This is a genomic window from Pseudogracilibacillus sp. SO30301A, from assembly GCF_037072025.1.
Taxonomy (GTDB): domain Bacteria; phylum Bacillota; class Bacilli; order Bacillales; family Amphibacillaceae; genus Pseudogracilibacillus.
In genome coordinates, this window is the sequence record NZ_JAXHDD010000070.1 from 1 (window position 1) to 18,121 (window position 18,121).

At 34.1% G+C, this 18,121-nt stretch carries 23 protein-coding genes and 2 pseudogenes; 21 read left to right on the plus strand and 4 right to left on the minus strand.

The window, feature by feature from the left end:
* Positions 1 to 268: 268 nt before the first annotated feature.
* Positions 269 to 451, minus strand: a pseudogene (locus tag SPD89_RS23275) (IS4 family transposase); the annotation flags it as partial.
* Between the two features lie 313 nt (positions 452 to 764).
* On the opposite strand from SPD89_RS23275, the gene SPD89_RS20315 reads away from it, so the two are divergent.
* From SPD89_RS20315 to SPD89_RS20395, 17 genes are all read left to right on the plus strand, one after another.
* Complete coding sequence (locus SPD89_RS20315; protein ID WP_336263763.1) at positions 765 to 1,181, plus strand: YwqH-like family protein; 417 nt, start codon at positions 765 to 767, stop codon at positions 1,179 to 1,181.
* 4 nt (positions 1,182 to 1,185) lie between these two features.
* A complete protein-coding gene (locus SPD89_RS20320) occupies positions 1,186 to 1,497 on the plus strand; it encodes a TIGR04197 family type VII secretion effector (RefSeq protein ID WP_336263764.1) in 312 nt (103 codons plus the stop codon).
* Positions 1,498 to 1,514: 17 nt separating this feature from the next.
* Positions 1,515 to 3,098, plus strand: a complete 1,584-nt coding sequence (locus tag SPD89_RS20325) for a T7SS effector LXG polymorphic toxin (RefSeq protein ID WP_336263765.1) — start codon at positions 1,515 to 1,517, stop codon at positions 3,096 to 3,098.
* A 17-nt stretch (positions 3,099 to 3,115) separates the two neighbouring features.
* Entirely contained in the window at positions 3,116 to 3,853 is a 738-nt protein-coding gene (locus SPD89_RS20330; protein WP_336263766.1) for a hypothetical protein, read from the plus strand.
* 27 nt (positions 3,854 to 3,880) lie between these two features.
* Complete coding sequence (locus SPD89_RS20335) at positions 3,881 to 4,147, plus strand: hypothetical protein (protein WP_336263767.1); 267 nt, start codon at positions 3,881 to 3,883, stop codon at positions 4,145 to 4,147.
* A gap of 10 nt (positions 4,148 to 4,157) precedes the next feature.
* Positions 4,158 to 4,625: a hypothetical protein gene (locus SPD89_RS20340; protein WP_336263768.1), complete on the plus strand. Its 468-nt coding sequence runs from the start codon at positions 4,158 to 4,160 to the stop codon at positions 4,623 to 4,625.
* Between the two features lie 16 nt (positions 4,626 to 4,641).
* Positions 4,642 to 5,208 carry a hypothetical protein gene (locus tag SPD89_RS20345; protein ID WP_336263769.1) on the plus strand — a complete coding sequence of 189 codons (567 nt, stop codon included), beginning with the start codon at positions 4,642 to 4,644 and terminating at the stop codon, positions 5,206 to 5,208.
* Between the two features lie 180 nt (positions 5,209 to 5,388).
* Entirely contained in the window at positions 5,389 to 5,544 is a 156-nt protein-coding gene (locus SPD89_RS20350; protein WP_336263770.1) for a hypothetical protein, read from the plus strand.
* Positions 5,545 to 5,667: 123 nt separating this feature from the next.
* The gene (locus SPD89_RS20355) at positions 5,668 to 6,954 is read left to right on the plus strand and encodes a T7SS effector LXG polymorphic toxin (RefSeq protein WP_336263771.1); all 1,287 of its coding nucleotides are present in this window, start codon (positions 5,668 to 5,670) and stop codon (positions 6,952 to 6,954) included.
* Between the two features lie 18 nt (positions 6,955 to 6,972).
* A complete protein-coding gene (locus SPD89_RS20360; RefSeq protein ID WP_336263772.1) occupies positions 6,973 to 7,719 on the plus strand; it encodes a hypothetical protein in 747 nt (248 codons plus the stop codon).
* A 21-nt stretch (positions 7,720 to 7,740) separates the two neighbouring features.
* Positions 7,741 to 8,478: a hypothetical protein gene (locus SPD89_RS20365; RefSeq protein WP_336263773.1), complete on the plus strand. Its 738-nt coding sequence runs from the start codon at positions 7,741 to 7,743 to the stop codon at positions 8,476 to 8,478.
* A gap of 26 nt (positions 8,479 to 8,504) precedes the next feature.
* Positions 8,505 to 9,236 carry a hypothetical protein gene (locus tag SPD89_RS20370; protein WP_336263774.1) on the plus strand — a complete coding sequence of 244 codons (732 nt, stop codon included), beginning with the start codon at positions 8,505 to 8,507 and terminating at the stop codon, positions 9,234 to 9,236.
* Between the two features lie 27 nt (positions 9,237 to 9,263).
* Positions 9,264 to 10,010 (plus strand): hypothetical protein, encoded by a 747-nt coding sequence (locus SPD89_RS20375; protein ID WP_336263775.1) that lies wholly within the window; start codon positions 9,264 to 9,266, stop codon positions 10,008 to 10,010.
* Between the two features lie 16 nt (positions 10,011 to 10,026).
* A complete protein-coding gene (locus tag SPD89_RS20380) occupies positions 10,027 to 10,194 on the plus strand; it encodes a hypothetical protein (protein WP_336263776.1) in 168 nt (55 codons plus the stop codon).
* 187 nt (positions 10,195 to 10,381) lie between these two features.
* Positions 10,382 to 10,840, plus strand: coding sequence for a DUF5085 family protein (locus tag SPD89_RS20385; RefSeq protein ID WP_336263777.1), 459 nt, complete (start codon positions 10,382 to 10,384; stop codon positions 10,838 to 10,840).
* Complete coding sequence (locus SPD89_RS20390; RefSeq protein WP_336263778.1) at positions 10,834 to 11,340, plus strand: DUF5085 family protein; 507 nt, start codon at positions 10,834 to 10,836, stop codon at positions 11,338 to 11,340. The genes SPD89_RS20385 and SPD89_RS20390 overlap by 7 nt, the downstream gene beginning before the upstream one ends.
* A gap of 20 nt (positions 11,341 to 11,360) precedes the next feature.
* Positions 11,361 to 11,822: a hypothetical protein gene (locus tag SPD89_RS20395; protein WP_336263779.1), complete on the plus strand. Its 462-nt coding sequence runs from the start codon at positions 11,361 to 11,363 to the stop codon at positions 11,820 to 11,822.
* Between the two features lie 61 nt (positions 11,823 to 11,883).
* Here SPD89_RS20395 and SPD89_RS20400 read toward each other — a convergent pair.
* Positions 11,884 to 12,056 (minus strand): annotated as a pseudogene (locus SPD89_RS20400) (IS3 family transposase); the annotation flags it as partial.
* Positions 12,057 to 13,367: 1,311 nt separating this feature from the next.
* Positions 13,368 to 14,264 (minus strand): TIGR01777 family oxidoreductase, encoded by an 897-nt coding sequence (locus tag SPD89_RS20405; protein ID WP_336263780.1) that lies wholly within the window; start codon positions 14,262 to 14,264, stop codon positions 13,368 to 13,370.
* 70 nt (positions 14,265 to 14,334) lie between these two features.
* On the opposite strand from SPD89_RS20405, the gene recX reads away from it, so the two are divergent.
* Positions 14,335 to 15,132: a recombination regulator RecX gene (gene recX, locus SPD89_RS20410; RefSeq protein WP_336263781.1), complete on the plus strand. Its 798-nt coding sequence runs from the start codon at positions 14,335 to 14,337 to the stop codon at positions 15,130 to 15,132.
* Between the two features lie 32 nt (positions 15,133 to 15,164).
* Complete coding sequence (locus tag SPD89_RS20415) at positions 15,165 to 15,506, plus strand: YfhH family protein (protein ID WP_336263782.1); 342 nt, start codon at positions 15,165 to 15,167, stop codon at positions 15,504 to 15,506.
* Between the two features lie 75 nt (positions 15,507 to 15,581).
* Here the strand turns inward: SPD89_RS20415 and SPD89_RS20420 are convergent, their stop codons facing one another.
* Positions 15,582 to 16,568 carry a metal-dependent hydrolase gene (locus SPD89_RS20420; RefSeq protein WP_336263783.1) on the minus strand — a complete coding sequence of 329 codons (987 nt, stop codon included), beginning with the start codon at positions 16,566 to 16,568 and terminating at the stop codon, positions 15,582 to 15,584.
* 67 nt (positions 16,569 to 16,635) lie between these two features.
* On the opposite strand from SPD89_RS20420, the gene mutY reads away from it, so the two are divergent.
* Complete coding sequence (mutY, locus tag SPD89_RS20425; RefSeq protein WP_336263784.1) at positions 16,636 to 17,703, plus strand: A/G-specific adenine glycosylase; 1,068 nt, start codon at positions 16,636 to 16,638, stop codon at positions 17,701 to 17,703.
* A gap of 78 nt (positions 17,704 to 17,781) precedes the next feature.
* Positions 17,782 to 17,949 carry a gamma-type small acid-soluble spore protein gene (locus SPD89_RS20430; protein WP_336263785.1) on the plus strand — a complete coding sequence of 56 codons (168 nt, stop codon included), beginning with the start codon at positions 17,782 to 17,784 and terminating at the stop codon, positions 17,947 to 17,949.
* Positions 17,950 to 18,121: the final 172 nt, after the last annotated feature.

Genomic DNA, 18,121 nt, shown 5'->3' on the forward strand with positions numbered 1-18,121 from the left:
AACTTATAAAACTCGCAATTATTAATAAAACTTAGAAAATAAATAAACTAAAAGCACTTGATTGTCTAAAATAGCAACAAATGCTTTTTCGTGTTTTCACATTCATAGATTAATACTCTATTAACCTTTATTGGCTATATGCCTTTCAAGGGGTAATTTGAATACGAGATTGGTTGCGGTGACATATAAATAAAGCTGCCACACTTACTATTCTTTTATATTTACATACTAGAAAAATATGGTAAAAGAAAATTTAACATTAGAAGTTAAGGAGAAGCAACAGTTTGGATTCTTTGAAAAAAACCTCGATAGGCAAGTGAATCGAATAGATTTTAAGCATTTCCACCAATGACAAGGATTCATCTGTTGAAAGATATAGTTTCCAGTCTTTTTGGTATGGCTAACGACAAAAATATAGTTTTACCTTTTCACTGATCCCTGGATAGTAAACCACGTCAAGTTTGTATTTTGAAAAATGTAAGGAAATCTCGCTACTTTAGTAATATTTTCCCATATCTTAATCCCCATGTATTTATTTTCCAAAAATGATATTCTAAAAGAAAATTAGAATGGGAGAACTATACTTTTATAACTATGTAGTTCCACCTATCGAAGGAAAAATAAAGGAAACGTTTATTAAAAAATATTTAGGGTTGGAGTTTGTCAGTCAGCAACTTTCCACCTGTTAAACTTACTATTTTGGTTGGTGAATTCGGCCAAAAGTTAACTATACATATACGAAAAAAATAGAAGGAGGCCAACAAGTGGGAGTTAATTTACAAACTTTAAAAAGTAGGAGATCAACTACTCTTCAGGGAATGAGTAATGCCAGGATGAGGATCACAGATTTAAAAGACAAATTAAACAGATTAAAAACTGCATCTAATGCATTAAATGGGCAAATAAGTGAATTAAACACGATTAAGTCTACAATTGCCAATCTACAAAACGATGGAAACATGTGGAAGGGGAAAGAAAAGTCAGAGTTTGATACTCATTATGAGCAGTATAAGACAAATACTCAAAATTATATTACAAAAACAGAAACAGCTAAAAGTGATATAGACGAAGAAATAAGTCGAGTTCAAATTGACTTAACTAATGCAAGAGCCGGTTTAGGTAATTTAACAAGCACACTAGAAAGTTTAAATCGACAAATTAGTCAAGCTGAGAAGGAGTGATAAAATGGGGAAAATCAGTATAGATATGGCTGAATTTAATTCTAATGTGTCAAGCTTGAATTCCTCAATTGCTGAGGTTGATACAGGAATCAGCACAGGTGAAACGTTTGAAACTACAAATTTAAAGCCTTTTACCGAAAATTTAGAAGTGCTCATCCTGCTGATCAATCAATTAGACGCATATAAAGCGCATTTTAAAAAAGACATTGATGTATTAGAAAATGTGGGTGAATCCCTACAGGAACAAGATAATAAACTTGCATCGAATCAATCAGCAGCTGCAAGCTCCGGTAGCTATAAGCCGATTCATGTTTAGAGGAAGGAAGATGAAAATTGAGTCTTAAAGTTGATTTGCCAGAAGTGATTGCCTTATCAGATAAGATTTCACAAGGGCAAGCAAAAGCTGAAGCAAGCCTTGCCACGGTTAAAAGGGAAATCGGGAGTTTGGACACATTGGAATCGTTTAAAGGGAAGTCTGCTGAGATTGCGAAATATTATTTTGCAGAACTCCATCAATCAATCATTGAAGCTTTTCAGCAACTTCTCATTGAAATAGATGCAGATTCTAATCAAAATATTAGCGACTTTTTAGGAAAAGTGGATTCAAGTGAAGGGGCGAAAGTATATCAATCGTATATAGAGGAACAAAAAGAAACCATTGAATCGACATACTCAGATTTTGAATCTCTTTCTCAAGAAATTAATCAGACGATTAACAGTGTTTCTGATCTCGTCAGTGTGATCAAACCAAATTTTCACGAGATAACAACGAAAAAAAATATTCTTACTCGAATTATTAATGATCTTGTTCAGAATATGGGCGATTTTTCTAATCAGGCTGACACTGCCAAAATGAGGGAGATGTTGAAGCATATTCAATTGTTAATGAATAATGCTCAAGCGAAAAAGGGTGAAGAACGATTTACAGAGTTTTATAGAGGAGATTCTGCAAAAGCGAAAAAGAAACTTGATAAATGGGTGGATAGTAAACGAGAGAAAACTTCACTTGAGAAATTAGCAAGTGGAGGAAAAGTTGTTAAAAATATATTTAAGTATAGTAATTATACAAATGTAGCTACTCAAGGAATAACCATGTATTCTATCTTGAGACATATGGGGAAAGAGCATTCTAGAGCGTTGAGGAAAACAGGATTACATTCTTTCTCAACGATGAATTATATCCGGTACAATAACCGGTTAGCTTTGAGTAATATTTATAAACTACCCAACAAGCATTTTATGCAGGTTTTCAAACAAGTAACAAAACAACGAATCAATCCAATTCAAGCTATTAAAAATTTAGCACCTTATTCAACTTTGCCTAATCCTAGTTTAGCCGGGAGCGATTTTGCCCATAAGCTGATGAAAAGTGAATTTATGAGAAGCCTGGACTTGAAAAGATTCCAGGAATTTAAAAGCTTACCTATTAAAGGTAGAGCCAAATCAATGTTTAAAACCTTTGGAAAGGAACTGTATGGTAACAAAGTAAAGATAACCCAAAATTTAATTAATCAAACAAATTGGAAAAAACCACAAACTCTTATGAAAGGCGCTTTAGAAGAAGTAAAAGGAAAGACAAAGGGACTAAATGTTTTAGGGAAAATTGGGAAGTTAGCAGGCCCTTTAGGTGCAGGTCTACAGATTGCAGATAATTTTAATGAGCATAAAGGAAACCCGCAAAAAGCAATTGTTGGGTCTGCTGTAGATATTGCGGGAAGCAGTGTTGCAACGGCTACAGGAGCTGCTATTGGATCAGCTTTCCTACCTCCAATTGGAACGGTAGTTGGTGCAGGAGTGGGGATAGGAATAAACTTTGCATTAAACATGAAATTAGGAAAACCACCAAAAAGTACGTTAGATCATATCAAAGGAGGTACAGATAAGGCAATTAATAAGATAAAAGGTTGGTTTAAATAGAAGGGAATGAAAGTATTTTGACGCAATTAACTGAACAAGAATTTTTAGATGTTAAGGATGAAATTAAAGACGGCCGACTTTCACCTGGGAGTATTCGTGTATTTCTAGGTGCGTTTATGTTTTTTTCACTTATAATGATAGGTGTCTCTTATATAGCTGCAAACGCTTCTAACACGGTCATTGGTTGGGAAAATTTATCAACTTTTTGGCAAACTGTATTCTGGTCACAAGTAGTTCTATTTGGATTCCAATTGATATTAATTTTCTTTGTTAAGGGTAAAATTAATTTCACACAAATAATTTTAATTATAAGTTATGTGATTTACACGTATAAAATGGTTTTAGATCCATTTGTTTTAATGTCAATGTTTGCAATGGATCGTGGCGTTTATGAGACCTTTGCTCCTATATTTATCATTATTATTATTGTTGGTTTTTTGTTACACCTTTATCTGATTCAGCGTTCTTTTAAAGATTTAAAAAAAGAAAAAAGCAACAAGAGGAAGAAAGAGAAAAATGGAAAAATCTCGTACGCATTTATTCCAATTCTATTTTTGCTCGTTTCTATTACAGGTTACATCATCAAAAATGAATTATTAGGAGAAAATGAGATATTATTTGGAACAGGTATATTTACATTCCTCTATATTGCTGTAATGATAGGGGCAGTCGAATTTGTGATGGGAGCCTACTGTGTCATTCGTTTTCCGTCATTTCGGGTAAATCCACCTTCAAATAAGAAGAAAAACGCTTGAAGAGAGAAGAAGGAATGAATCAATGATATGTCTCAGCTAACAGAAAAAGAATTCTTGGATATCAAAGAAGAACTTAAAGAAGGACGTCTTTCTCCAGACAGCGTTCGACTTTACTTAGGTATTTTCATGTTTGTATCATTAATATGTGTAGGAATTGCTTTTACTGTAGTAAGTGTAAGTGATTCTGTAATTGGTTGGACAAATTTATCTGTTTTTTGGAAGTCTGTATTCTGGTTGCAAGGAATTTTGTTTATACTGCAACTTATCCTTATTTTTAGTCAAAGGAAAAAGTGATTGGACGCAAATGTTGTTAAATATAAGTTATGTTGTTTTCACGTATAAATTAGCATTAGATCCTTTAATAATGACTTTAATGTTTACTAAAAACGATGGAGTTTATGAACAATATGCACCTTTGGCTTTAGCTATAGTTATTTTTGGGTTTGGAGTGCATTTTTATTTAATCAGAAGAGAATTTAGTGATTTAAAGCCGAAAAAGAAAAAGAAAAAAGAGAAAAATGGGAATGCTTTACTGTATGCTTTTGTTCCAGTGCTTTTTTTACTAGTTTCTGCGACAGGATACATCTTTAAACATGATCTGTTGGGAGACGGTGACACTCTATTTTTACTTGGAGTTGTGTTAGTAACCTCAACTGCTATATTGATTGGGGCCGTTGAATTTGTAATGGGAGCTTATTGCTTGATTCGTTTTCCATCTTTTCGAGTAAACTCCCCATCTTCAGAGAAGAATGCTAGAACTAACAAATCGTAAGGGATTGAAAGATTAAATGACTCAGTTGTCAGAAAAAGACTTTCTAGATATTAAAGATGAAATTAAAGACGGTCGACTTTCTCCAGACAGTGTTCGATTTTACTTAGGAGTATTTATGTTCTTCTCGGCACTTATGATAGGAATAGCTTTCGCGGTTGCAGCTTCAAGTAGTAGCGTAATTGGTTGGGATAATTTATCCGTTTTCTGGAAATCTGTATTTTGGTTACAGGCAGCTCTATTTTTATTTCAGCTTATATTAATATTTCTTGTTCGAGGTAAAAGTAACTGGACACAAATGTTATTAATTATTAGTTATGTCGTTTATACGTATAAAATGGTCTTAGATCCTTTTGTTGTAATGTCAATGTTTGCAATGAATGACGGTGTTTATGAAACATTTCTCCCTATCTCTGTCACAGTTATTATTGTTGGATTTTTGTTACACGTATATCTAATTAGGCGTACTTTTAAAGAATTAAAAGTCAAAAAAAAGAAAAAAGAGGAAATATCATGTATGCTTTTATTCCAATTCTATTTTTGCTCGTTTCTATTACAGGTTACATCATCAAAAATGAATTATTAGGAGAAAATGAGATATTATTTGGAACAGGTGTATTTACATTCCTCTATATTGCTGTAATGATAGGGGCAGTCGAATTTGTTATAGGTGCTTATTGTATCATTCGTTTTCCGTCATTTCGGGTAAATCCTCCTTCAACGAAAAAGAAAAATGCTTGAAGAGAAGAAGGAATGAATCGAAGCTATGGCGTTAACTGAAAAAGACTTTCCAGACATAAAGGAAGAGCTCAAAACTGGAAGGATTTCTTCAGAAGGTATTCGTGCTGGTTTAGGTGCTTTTTTGTTTTTTTCTGCACTTATGATAGGGATCGCTTATATGGTTGTAATGCAAGTAATATAGTAATTGGCTGGGAGAATTTATCATTTTTTGGTAAACAGTTTTTAAGTTACAAGTAGTCCTTTTTATTCTCCAGCTGTTTTTATCGTTCGAGGTCGCAGTAATAGGAGTTAAATCACGCTAATAGTGGATTCAAGTGAAGGGGCGAAAGTATATCAATCGTATATAGAGGAACAAAAAGAAACCATTGAATCGACATACTCAGATTTTGAATCTCTTTCTCAAGAAATTAATCAGACGATTAACAGTGTTTCTGATCTCGTCAGTGTGATCAAACCAAATTTTCACGAGATAACAACGAAAAAAAATATTCTTACTCGAATTATTAATGATCTTGTTCAGAATATGGGCGATTTTTCTAATCAGGCTGACACTGCCAAAATGAGGGAGATGTTGAAGCATATTCAATTGTTAATGAATAATGCTCAAGCGAAAAAGGGTGAAGAAAGATTTACAGAGTTTTATATAGGAGATTCTAAAAAAGCGAAAGAAAAACTTGATAAATGGGTGGATAGCCGACGCGATAAAACATCGTTAGAAAAAGTGAGCGATTGGGGAGATATTGCAAAGAATTATTTTAAATACTCGAGCTATACTGGAATGGCATCTCAAGTTGGATCCATGGCGATTATTTTAAAAACGATGACAAGGGATGAAAGAAGTAAGTTTTTGAAAACAGGCTTACACTTAGATCAAGATTCTTACATCCGTTATAATAACCTTTTGACCAATACAAACATATATAGAGTTACCAATAGGCAGTTTATGGATGTTGCAAAACAAATTGTAAAAGGAAAGATGAATCCATTAAAAGCATTGCAATCAGCTCCTTTTACTGATATTCGTGGAAAAAACGCCATGAAAAAGGAGTTTGCTAGACTCCTTGATTTACAGAAGTACCAAGACTTTAAAAAATTACCACCTGGCCAGAAAGCATTGAGTATGATGAAAACTTTCGGAAATGAATTCATAGGTGATAAAGTTAAAACTACGAAAAACATAATCACCCAAACGAACTGGAAAAAGCCACAAACACTTATGACCACAGTTGTTGACGAGGTTAAAGGAAAAACGAAAGGACTAAATGTGTTAGGGAAAATAGGGAAGTTAGCAGGACCTTTAGGTGCCGGACTTCATATCGCAGATAATTTCAACCAACATAAAGGTAATACACAAAAAGCAATTGTTGGATCTGCGGTAGACATTGCAGGAAGCAGTGTTGCTGCAGCAACAGGGGCTGCTGTAGGTTCTCTTATTGTACCGCCTATAGGTACCGTAGTTGGAGCTGGAGTAGGAGCTCTAGTAGGTTACAGTTTAAATATGAAGATGGGTAAGCCACCAAAAAGTACTTTAGACCATGTTAAAGAGAAAACAAATAAAGTGGTAAGTAAAGTGATGGGTTGGTTTAAGTAAGAAAGGATTGAAAATACCGTGAAGCAGTTAACTGAAAAAGACTTTCCAGATATAAAGGAAGAGCTTAAAACAGGAAGGATTTCTCCAGAAGGTATTCGTTTTGGTTTAGGTGCTTTTATGTTTTTTTCTGCACTTATGATAGGGATCGCTTATATGGTTGTAAATGCAAGTAATACAGTAATTGGCTGGGAGAATTTATCATTTTTTTGGCAAACAATTTTTAAGTTACAAGTAGTACTTTTTATTCTCCAGCTGTTTTTAATATTTATCGCTCGAGGTCGCAGTAATAGGAGTCAAATCGCGCTAAATGTAAGCTTTGTATTATATACCTATAAAACAGTTTTGGATCCGTTCATTATGACGTTAATGTTTGCAAAAGATAGGGGAGTATATAATGAATATGCACCCTTAGTTGGAATTATTATATTACTAGGATTCATTCTGCATTTTTATTTAGTTTTCAAAGCTTTTCAAAACATTAGAAATGAGCAAAGTATAAATAGAGAAGTAAAAAAAGAGAAAAATAATAAGTCTTCGTTTACCGTGTTAATACCATTTGTTTTTTTGGTAGCTTCTATTACAGGATATATTGTTAACAATGATTTGTTGGGTGAAAATGAGATTCTATTTGGAGTTGGAATAAGTACACTAGTGTTTATAGCTATCTTAATCGGTGCTATAGAATTTGTAAAAGGCGCCTATTGTGTCATTCGTTTTCCATCGTTTAGAGTGAATCCTCCTTCAACTAAGAAGAAAAATGCTTGAAAGAAAGGAGTGAGCCTGTGAATGTCTAAATTAACAGAAAAAGATTTCATAGATATTAGAAAAGAAATCAATAATGGACGGCTTTCTCCAGGAAATATGCGAGTAGGTCTCGGAACTTTTATGTTTTTTTCCGCTTTAGCGATAGGGGTAGCATTTGCAGTAGCCGCATCGGCCAGTAGCGTTATTGGTTGGGAAAATTTATCGGGGTTTTGGCAAACTGTTTTTAAATTACAATTAATTCTTTTTCTCTTACAAATCATTTTGGTGTTTTTTGTTAGAGGGAAAAGTGGTTGGTCACATGTTCTTTTAAGTATAAGTTATGTGTTTTATACGTATAAAATGGTTTTGGACATTTATGTCACCTTATCGATGTTTGCAATGAATGACGGTGTTTATGAGGAATTATCACCTATAATTTTAATTGTGATAATAGGTGGTTTTGCCTTTCATTTCTATCTAGTTTATCGATCCCTTAAAAATAAGAAAGTCGAAGCGAATAAAGAAAATGAGAAAGGTAAAAGTGGTAGATTAATTTACGTTTCGCTACCTATTATATTTTTTCTAGTATCTATTACTGGATATATATTTAAGAATGAGATATTAGGGGAATATGAAATTTTATTTGGTTTAGGTATTTGTACGTTTCTTTTTGTTGCGGTGTTAATTGGTGCAGTCGAATTTGTAAAAGCAGCCTATTGTGTCATACGCTTCCCATCGTTTAGAGTAAATCCGCCTTCACCTAAGAAGAAAAATGCTTGAGCAGAAAAGAGGAATGAACGTATGACATGGCAAAATTAACTGAAAAAGACTTTCTGAATATTAAAGATGAAATGAAAGAAGGACGGCTTTCTCCTGCTACTATACGTGGAGGATTGGGAGTCTTTATGTTTTTTTCGTTGCTTGCAGTGGGGATTGCTTATATAGCTGCAAACGCAAGCAATTCGGTAATTGGATGGGAAAATTTATCGAGCTTTTGGAAAAGCGTCTTTATCTTAGAAGCTGTTCTGTTCTTTATCCAACTGGCAATCATCATTTTAATTCATGGGAAAAATAATTGGACACATATTGTATTGACTATTAGTTATGTGTTTTATACATATAAGATGGCTTTAGATCCATTTGTCGCCATGTCTATGTTTGCTAAAGATAGGGGAGTCTATGAGATTTTTGCTCCGTTAATAATATTAATTATAATACTTGGCTTTTTACTTCACTTATTTCTTGTTTGGCGTTCTTTTAAGGGAATAAAAAAAGAAAAGGATAAAGCAAATGAGAAAAGAGGGAATCAACTATATGTATTTATACCAGTTCTTTTTCTCCTTGTTTCTGTAACAGGGTATATTATCAAGAATGATTTACTAGGAGAAAACGATGTATTAGTTGGAATGGGAATTTTCACTTTTATATATATTGCTTTGTTAATCGGGGCAATAGAATTTGTGATGGGAGCCTACTGTGTCATTCGTTTTCCGTCATTTCGGGTAAATCCACCTTCAAATAAGAAGAAAATCGTTTGAAGAGAGAAGAAGGAATGAATCAATGATATGTCTCAGTTAACAGAAAAAGAATTCTTGGATATTAAAGAAGAACTTAAAGAAGGACGGCTTTCTCCAGATAGCGTTCGACTTTACTTAGGTATTTTTATGTTTGTTTCATTAATATTTGTAGGAGTTGCTTTCACTGTAGTAAGTGTAAGTGATTCTGTAATTGGTTGGACAAATTTATCCGTTTTTTGGAAGTCTGTATTCTGGTTGCAAGCAATTTTGTTTATACTGCAACTTATCCTTATATTTTTAGTCAAAGGAAAAAGTGATTGGACGCAAATGTTGTTAAATATAAGTTATGTTGTTTTCACGTATAAATTAGCATTAGATCCTTTGATAACTGCTTTAATGTTTGCTAAAAATGATGGGGTTTATGAACAATATGTACCTTTGACTTTAGCTATAGTAATTTTTGGGTTTGGGTTGCATTTTTATTTAATCAGAAGAGAATTTAGCGATTTAAAGCCGAAAAAGAAGAAGGAAAAAGAGAAAAATGGGAATGCTTTACTATATGCTTTTGTTCCAGTGCTTTTTTTACTAGTTTCTGCGACAGGGTACATCTTTAAACATGATCTGTTAGGAGACGGTGATATTCTATTTATACTTGGAGTTGATTTGGTAATATTAACTGCTATATTGATAGGGGCCGTTGAATTTGTAATGGGAGCTTATTGCTTGATTCGTTTTCCATCTTTTCGAGTAAACTCCCCATCTTCAGAGAAGAATGCTAGAACTAACAAATCGTAAGGGATTGAAAGATTAAATGTCTCAGTTAACAGAAAAAGACTTTCTAGATGTTAAGGATGAAATTAAAGAAGGCCGACTTTCACCCGGGAGTATTCGTGTATTTCTAGGTGCTTTTATGTTTTTTTCACTTATAATGATAGGTGTCTCTTATATGGCTGCAAACGCTTCTAACACGGTCAAATGAATTATTAGGAGAAAATGAGATATTATTTGGAACAGGTATATTTACATTCCTCTATATTGCTGTAATGATAGGGGCAGTCGAATTTGTTATAGGTGCTTATTGTATCATTCGTTTTCCGTCATTTCGGGTAAATCCGCCAAATACTAAAAAAATAAATCAAGTTTGAATTAACAGGAGGAAATTTTATATGATCGTTAGAGAAGGTTCATTAATCATTCAGAATGTAATTTGTGTAAATGAGGTCATTCCGCATGAAGATTGGTTTAAACCAATTTTGGGATTACGACATAATTTGGTGAATGAAGATATCTATTATACGAGCCCGGTTATTTTTAAAATGAAAGATCAAGAGGACGATCCAAATTACGGTACATATACGTATTATATTGGTCTAAACTCGCAAGTTGATGTACCAAAAGATGCTTTTTTTGAACAAGTAGATGTATTGGAGATAGGACCGGCTATTTATGTTCGTTGTTCAGAGACAGAGGAATTGGAAGATGCATACACTTTATTAGAAAACTATGCAAAAGAAAAAGATTGGAAGCTTGATCCTGCTTTTTACCACGTGACATTTGATTTGTTTGATGATGTCATTATTGATATTTATGCGAAAGTGGAAGCAGGTGACAACACATCATGGTAATAGAAGGTGAACGAATTATGTACCGGAATGTTGTTTGGCATTCCTATGAAATTCATTATACGGATTTCGAACGTGCATTAGATGATTTCAACGATAAACTTGTTCATGCAGGACTGTCGATTAATGGACCGTTGTTTTATGCATTGCATAATGCTCCTTTAGAAGAGATAATGAATGTAGACTTCTATATTCCAGTTGAGCAGACCTATGTTCCTAGAGATACTCGTTTATTATTCCAATCTTATTTTTATATTGATGGAATGTTGATGACGAGAGTAAAAGGGGATTTTCAGAAAAACACAGAAATTGGATATGAGAAAATTTTTACATATGCCATCGAAAACGAGTTGCAAATATGTTCTCCAATGTATCATATCCTTCGTGGAGATGAAGATATACAGTGGGTGGAGTTGAAACTGAAAGTATTTGCAGAAGAAGAAGAATTAACGGATCAAGAAGTAAGTTTATTAGAAAAATATACACATAGATTAGCGGATTAAAATAGCAAAGGATGGGGAAAATGGCAACAGAATCAAATGGAGATTTAACTCTCCAAGTGTTAAATGTTGATAAACAAGCGGGAATCACGGTGGATAACAATGAGTTTTATCAAGCAGTTTCAGAAGTGATTAAAGCGAATCCACAGATGGGTGCGCCAAATGATTTCAGTCTATATCCGTATAGTATTTTGGAGAACAATGAAGGCGAACCAGCTGTTTTATGTTTTGTAATTAACCGACTCGAAAAGCCGATTCAAAAGATTATTTTTGACTTGACTTTAGGAACAAAAGATGGAGAATACATCTTTAATGATGTTGCAGTTGATTTGCGAGAAGAGTATATGGGTATTTTGGAGAGAGATAGTGTCGTACCAATTTTATTAAATATTGAGGAAAAAGATGTTGATCTCTTTTATGAACTGGATGATGAGAACGTACTTTTGAAAATGGAGAACTTCACCATTGATTTTGTTGAAATATAAATTTTGTTAAAAAGGACATGATTTATTTGAAATGTACCCTTTGTAAAGGACAAAAAAGACTTTAAGCTACATTGAAAAGATGATTCCTATATTGGACTGGGGTCATCTTCTTTAAATTCCATTGATTCCGTAGTTGTTGTAGTAGGTCATATAGCTCTTAACTTCACGTTTTAGTTTATCCAATGTTTCGCAGGATTTAATATATGCTTCGTCTGTGAAGTGTCTAAAAACTGACTAAGTACTACGAAGTAAAAAAAAAGCTCACCAGGTATAGGGAAACCCAATTCTCATCAGGTACTGTGAAACAAAGAAGGTATTACGACGAATAAGGAAGAGCGATAGAAGATATAGACTTTAATCATTCTGATGATGGAACACATATAGGCATAAATGAGATTGGTCAAAAAAATCCACCGAGACAAAAATCGGAATAAGGAAAGTTACTAATGTAATTGCTTAAGAAAGTTAGATGAAAAATTTCCCGAATTAGAGAAATATAGATATAGCAAAAAGTTGTATTGATTTAAGGAAATAGGATATTCGATCAATATATTAATAGATAGGTTCAACTTCATAAAATTTTTGGTTGAAATATTGATGTATTAGTCGAAGGTGATCCATTTAGTAGTTGATTTATACAGTTGAAGTAAACTGTGATGTAACTATTTAATTATCACTGGAAAGAATGACTCGACCTCCAAGACGTCGAGTCGATTTCCAAGATGTCGAGTCATTCTCCAAGACGTCGAGTCGATTCCAAAGAAGTCGAGTCGATTCCAAAGAAGTCGAGTCGATTCCAAAGACGTCGAGTCGATTCCAAAGATGTCGAGTCATTTTCCAAGACGTCGAGTCGATTTCCAAGATGTCGAGTCGATTCCAAAGACGTCGAGTCATTTTCCAAGACGTCGAGTCGAATCCAAAGATGTCGAGTCATTTTCCAAGACGTCGAGTCGAATCCAAAGATGTCGAGTCATTTTCCAAGACGTCGAGTCGATTCCAAAGATGTCGAGTCATTTTCCAAGACGTCGAGTCGATTTCCAAGACGTCGAGTCGATTCCAAAGATGTCGAGTCATTCTCCAAGACGTCGAGTCGATTCCAAAGATGTCGAGTCATTTTCCAAGATGTCGAGTCATTTTCCAAAGACGTCGAGTCGATTTCCAAGATGTCGAGTCATTTTCCAAAGACGTCGAGTCGATTTCCAAGATGTCGAGTCGATTCCAAAGATGTCGAGTCATTTTCCAAGATGTCGAGTCATTTTCCAAGACGTCGAGTCGATTTCCAAGATGTCGAGTCGATTCCAAAGACGTCGAGTCATTTTCCAAGACGTCGAGTCGAATCCAAAGATGTCGAGTCATTTTCCAAGACGTCGAGTCGAATCCAAAGATGTCGAGTCATTTTCCAAGACGTCGAGTCGTTTCGCAATATATGAGTTGCCCCCCTGGATATAGAGTTGATACATAGCATAACAAGTAGACTCTTATGTCGCAGTTTATGAATGCTGCAACGTAAACAATATACACATGTGGAACAAACGGAAAATCCAATTAGTTCCTATTAAAGATATGTTGAAGTGCCTCTTCTAAATAGGGATACTGAAATGTAAACTGTTGATCAATCGCTTTTTGTGGAATAATATATTGCCCTTTTGTTATAAGTTGATGCATGTCACCTAAAGCAATTTGCAAAATTGGAGCGGGTGTACAGATTAGCGCAGGACGCCGTAAAACTCGGGCAAGCGTTTTAATAAATTCAATATTGCGCTGTGGATTTGGGGCAGTAACATTAATTGGCCCTTTTATCGATGGTTCAACCAAAGCATAATAAAGCAAGTTAATACAGTCACTAATATGAATCCAAGAAATCCACTGTTTGCCATCACCGATTTTTCCACCTATAAATAATTTAATCGGCATTGTCATTAGCGGTAGTGCTCCATTATCTCGATCCAAAACAACACCAAATCTTGTATAAACAGTCCGGATGCCTAGATCTTCTGCATGTTGAGCAGTATTTTCCCAAGTAGAGACGACGGAAGCCAAAAAGTCATCGCTCGGATGGGTCGTATTTTCTGTGAAAATTTTATTACTCTGAGTGCCGTAATATCCAATTGCTGATCCTGACAAAATTACTTTCGGTTTCTTTTCCATCTGTAGCATCATATTAACCAATCGTTCTGTTGCTTCTATGCGGCTAGCATAAATCATTTCTTTTTTCTTTTTAGACCAATAACCGAATAGAGATTCGCCTGCCAAATTGACTACAGCATGGATAGTTGGTAACCTCCTTACTGGATATTCAAAACTAATATAAGATACGGATTCAGTATCTTTATGCGTTCTAGGATAACGGGTTATTACATAAACATGATGACCTTCATTAACTAATTTGTTTACAAAACGACTTCCAATAAAACCAGTTCCACCGGTCATTAATATATTCATCTAACCGCCTCCCTTAAAATAAACTGCATCTCTTTATATTCATGTTATGATATAGACAGAGGTGAGTCAATTGCCAACGATTACAAAAATTTCTAAACAGAAAAAATCATCCGATCGATATAATATTTTTTTAAATGATAATTATGCGTTTAGTGTTACGGAAGATATTTTTATAAAATTTAATTTACGAAAAGGGTTAACGTTAACAGAAGAAGAGATTGAAACAATAAGAGAAAATGAAACATGGCACTGTTTTTACGTTGAAGCTATCCGTTTTTTAAGTTATCGGATGAGGTCGAAACAGGAAATGCGCAATTATTTAAAAAAGCAAGAAGTTGCACCAAGTATAATTGATGAAATTATTGCAAGACTTGAAAAGGAAAAATATATAAATGATATAGAATTTGCGAAAGCTTTTGTTAGGGATAGAATGAGCCAAACATCTAAAGGACCAAGACTAATCGTAAAAGAATTAACGGACAAAGGAGTAAAAGCGGAAACAGCAAATGAAGCAATTACTCTGTACAGTTACGAAAGACAATGTCAAATTGCGTTAAAATGGGCACAAAAACAGTTAAAGCGAAAGAGTAATAAATCATATAAGAAACAAAATGAAGCACTCAAAATTAAACTAATGCAAAAAGGTTTTGACAGCGATGTGGTAAATGAAGTTTTTGATGAAATTAAACCACCAATTGACAAAGAAGCAGAATTAGCAGCTTTAGAAGTACAGGCAAAGAAAATATATAGACGTTATGAAAAAAAATACCAAGATAATGAATTAATCATGAAATTAAAAGCAAGTTTATATCAACGAGGTTTTCAAGGGGATTTAATTAACGAATATATAGCGAAATTGGACAAATAGTTGTAAAATAAACCATGTAAGGGGATGAAAAAATGAACTATCGTTATAGTGATTATACTGTAGAGCAGTTGCGACAGGAGCTTGGAGAATTAAAAGAAAAAGTTCAGAAAGCGGAGCAATTAGGTGAAATTAATAAAGTTGCGATATATGAAAGAAAAATGCAAGTTGTATCGTCTTATATGTTGAACCCAGACGAATTTCATCCAGAAGCTATTCACGAATTGAATGGGGATCCGGGGTATACCTTTAAAATCAATTATATTAATGGTGTTATGGCTTGGGGACATCGCATAAATTTGCTTGGTGAACAGTTAGAGAAAGAAGAAGCCTTACCAATCGCGATGCTCGGTGATAAAGTATTAGAAAAGAAATAAAAATAGTGAAGCGCATTTGCTGGATCTCAGATCCAAAAAAACGCTTCACTTTCTTTTTGTCCCGCTATATTCCATTTAAGTAGGATTATCTTCGAAAAATAACTTTTTCTGCAATTTTTGTTCAGAAAAAATCCAGCCAGTATATGAGCTAATAATACTTAAGTTATCATCAATTTGCGCAACGGCAACGAAAGGATAATACCCTTTTGAACGATAACGTAAATCAATAAAACGTACTTCCGTAAACCATTCGTATTCAACTATTTCCCAACGGTAAACGGGAGAAAATGATAGAAAAGCTTCAATGTTTTTATCTGTTTTAGCTATCTCAATAATTTCCGATTTAGGTAAATCAATTCTTTCAAATTCATCCATTAATTGAATATGTCCGTTGTCTACATTCCCTACATAGTAACGATCTTTTGTCGTGACCGCTACACGCCAGTAATTTTGCTTCATTGTCGGTGAAGTAGCTACTTGTTCTGTATTGGGAAAGTATTCTTCAATCTTTTTAACAATTTCCCTTTTATCAAAATAACGTTTAATATAGTAGAGGATGATCACAGCATAAATAATTAAGAAAGTTGTGCCGGGATTTGCCCCTAATATCCAAGCAATAATTCCTCCAACATGCAGAAAGAAAATATATGGGTCAAATGTGTTTATAAAACCTAATGCTACCCATTTATGTGAAAAAGGCCGAAAAGCTTGTGTTCCGTAGGCATTGAAAATATCAACAAATACGTGAACGATCACAGCAAAAAAAGTCCAAAGCCAAAGATGGAGGAAATTAATTTCTGGTGCAAATAAGTAAATAATTGCTGAAATAAAGATGCCCCAAAAAATTACTGCAGGAATGGAATGTGTTAAACCACGGTGATTACGAATATAGACTGCATTGTTTTTTAATTTTAAAATAGTATCAAAATCTGGTGCTTGGGAACCGACAAGTGTACCGACTAACACAGCATTAAATAAGGCCGGATCATTCGCTACAACGGGGTCTAGTGTTGCAAGCCCCCCTAATGCAATTCCCATGACAACATGGGTTCCTGTATCCATATATTGAAAATGTCCTCCTCTTAAGCTAAATACTTTTAAACTAATTGTAACATATAGAGGTGATAATGTGAGTGATAAAGCGTTACATAAATTTGACAATTTTTTGTTTCAAAAAAAACTTATATCTTGGTATTTGGAAAATAAACGAGAACTACCTTGGCGAAGGACAAGTGATCCATATAAAGTTTGGGTATCAGAAATTATGCTTCAACAAACTAAAGTAGATACCGTTATTCCTTATTATGAGAAATTTATGGATCATTATCCAACAATTCATGATTTAGCAAAAGCGGACGAACAGGAAGTTTTAAAAGATTGGGAAGGTCTAGGTTATTATTCACGGGCAAGAAATTTATTAGAAGCAGCACGAGAAGTAGTTGCTACATACGGTGGAGAAGTTCCCCAAAATCTAAAACAGCTTGGAGAATTAAAGGGGATTGGATCGTATACAAAAGGAGCTATATCCTCCATTGCTTTTAACCAACCTGAACCTGCAGTAGATGGAAATGTGATGCGTGTACTCTCCCGCATTTTATTAATAAAAGATAATATTAGTGAGCAACGAGTCAAAAAAAGATTTGAAAATATTGTACGTGAACTAATATGTGAAACGGATCCTTCTTCATTTAACCAAGGTTTGATGGAACTTGGAGCGCTAGTTTGTACCCCGAGATCACCCAGCTGTTTATTATGTCCAGTACAAGAAGAATGCCGAGCATTCCATGCAGGAGTACAAGAAACACTTCCTGTTAAGCAAAAACATAAAAAACAAAAAACAGTTGCTTATAATGTTTTAATTTTACGAGATAAAGAAGGAAATATAGGAATAGAACAGCGTCCAAATAAAGGTTTACTAGCAAATATGTGGCAGTTTCCGATGATTAGCTGCCATTTGGATGTACTTGAGAAAATGTTTTACACAAAACATGGCATAGAAATTAAACGGGAGAAAAAAATAGGTGAAGTTAAACATGTCTTCTCTCATAAAGTTTGGGATTTAACGGTTTATGAAGCTGTTATAATCGACGCGGTAATTACAGATTCACCTCTTCAATTTGTTTCTCATATGGAACTCGATCGATATCCATTCTCAGTTTCACATATAAAAATTAAGGAGTTTTTATCCAAATTATAAATTCCACATAATACCAATCCGCAGATTTGGATAACTTTTCTCAAGTTGGTTAAGTTAATAACTGCGGAGGTGATATCAATGGCTAATCGTAAATCCCCAGCGGGAACTAATGTAGAAAAAGTAAAAAAACAAAACCAACAGGCAGCTCAAGCTCAACCGGGTCAATTCGGTACTGAGTTCTCTGAAGAAACTGATCCACAATCAGTAAGACAAAAAAACCAGAAGTCACAGCAAAATAAAAAATAAATACATGAGACGAAAGCTTTCCCTTTGGTGGAAAGCTTTTCTTATTTTGTAAGTTAGTATAAAATTTGGGCGTCCTTGGATTCGTTCATTCATTTCTTCCAAACGGTTCTCATAAAAAAATCATGCGAACGTGTTCAGTTTGCTTTTCAATTATAATATATATGAATAATAT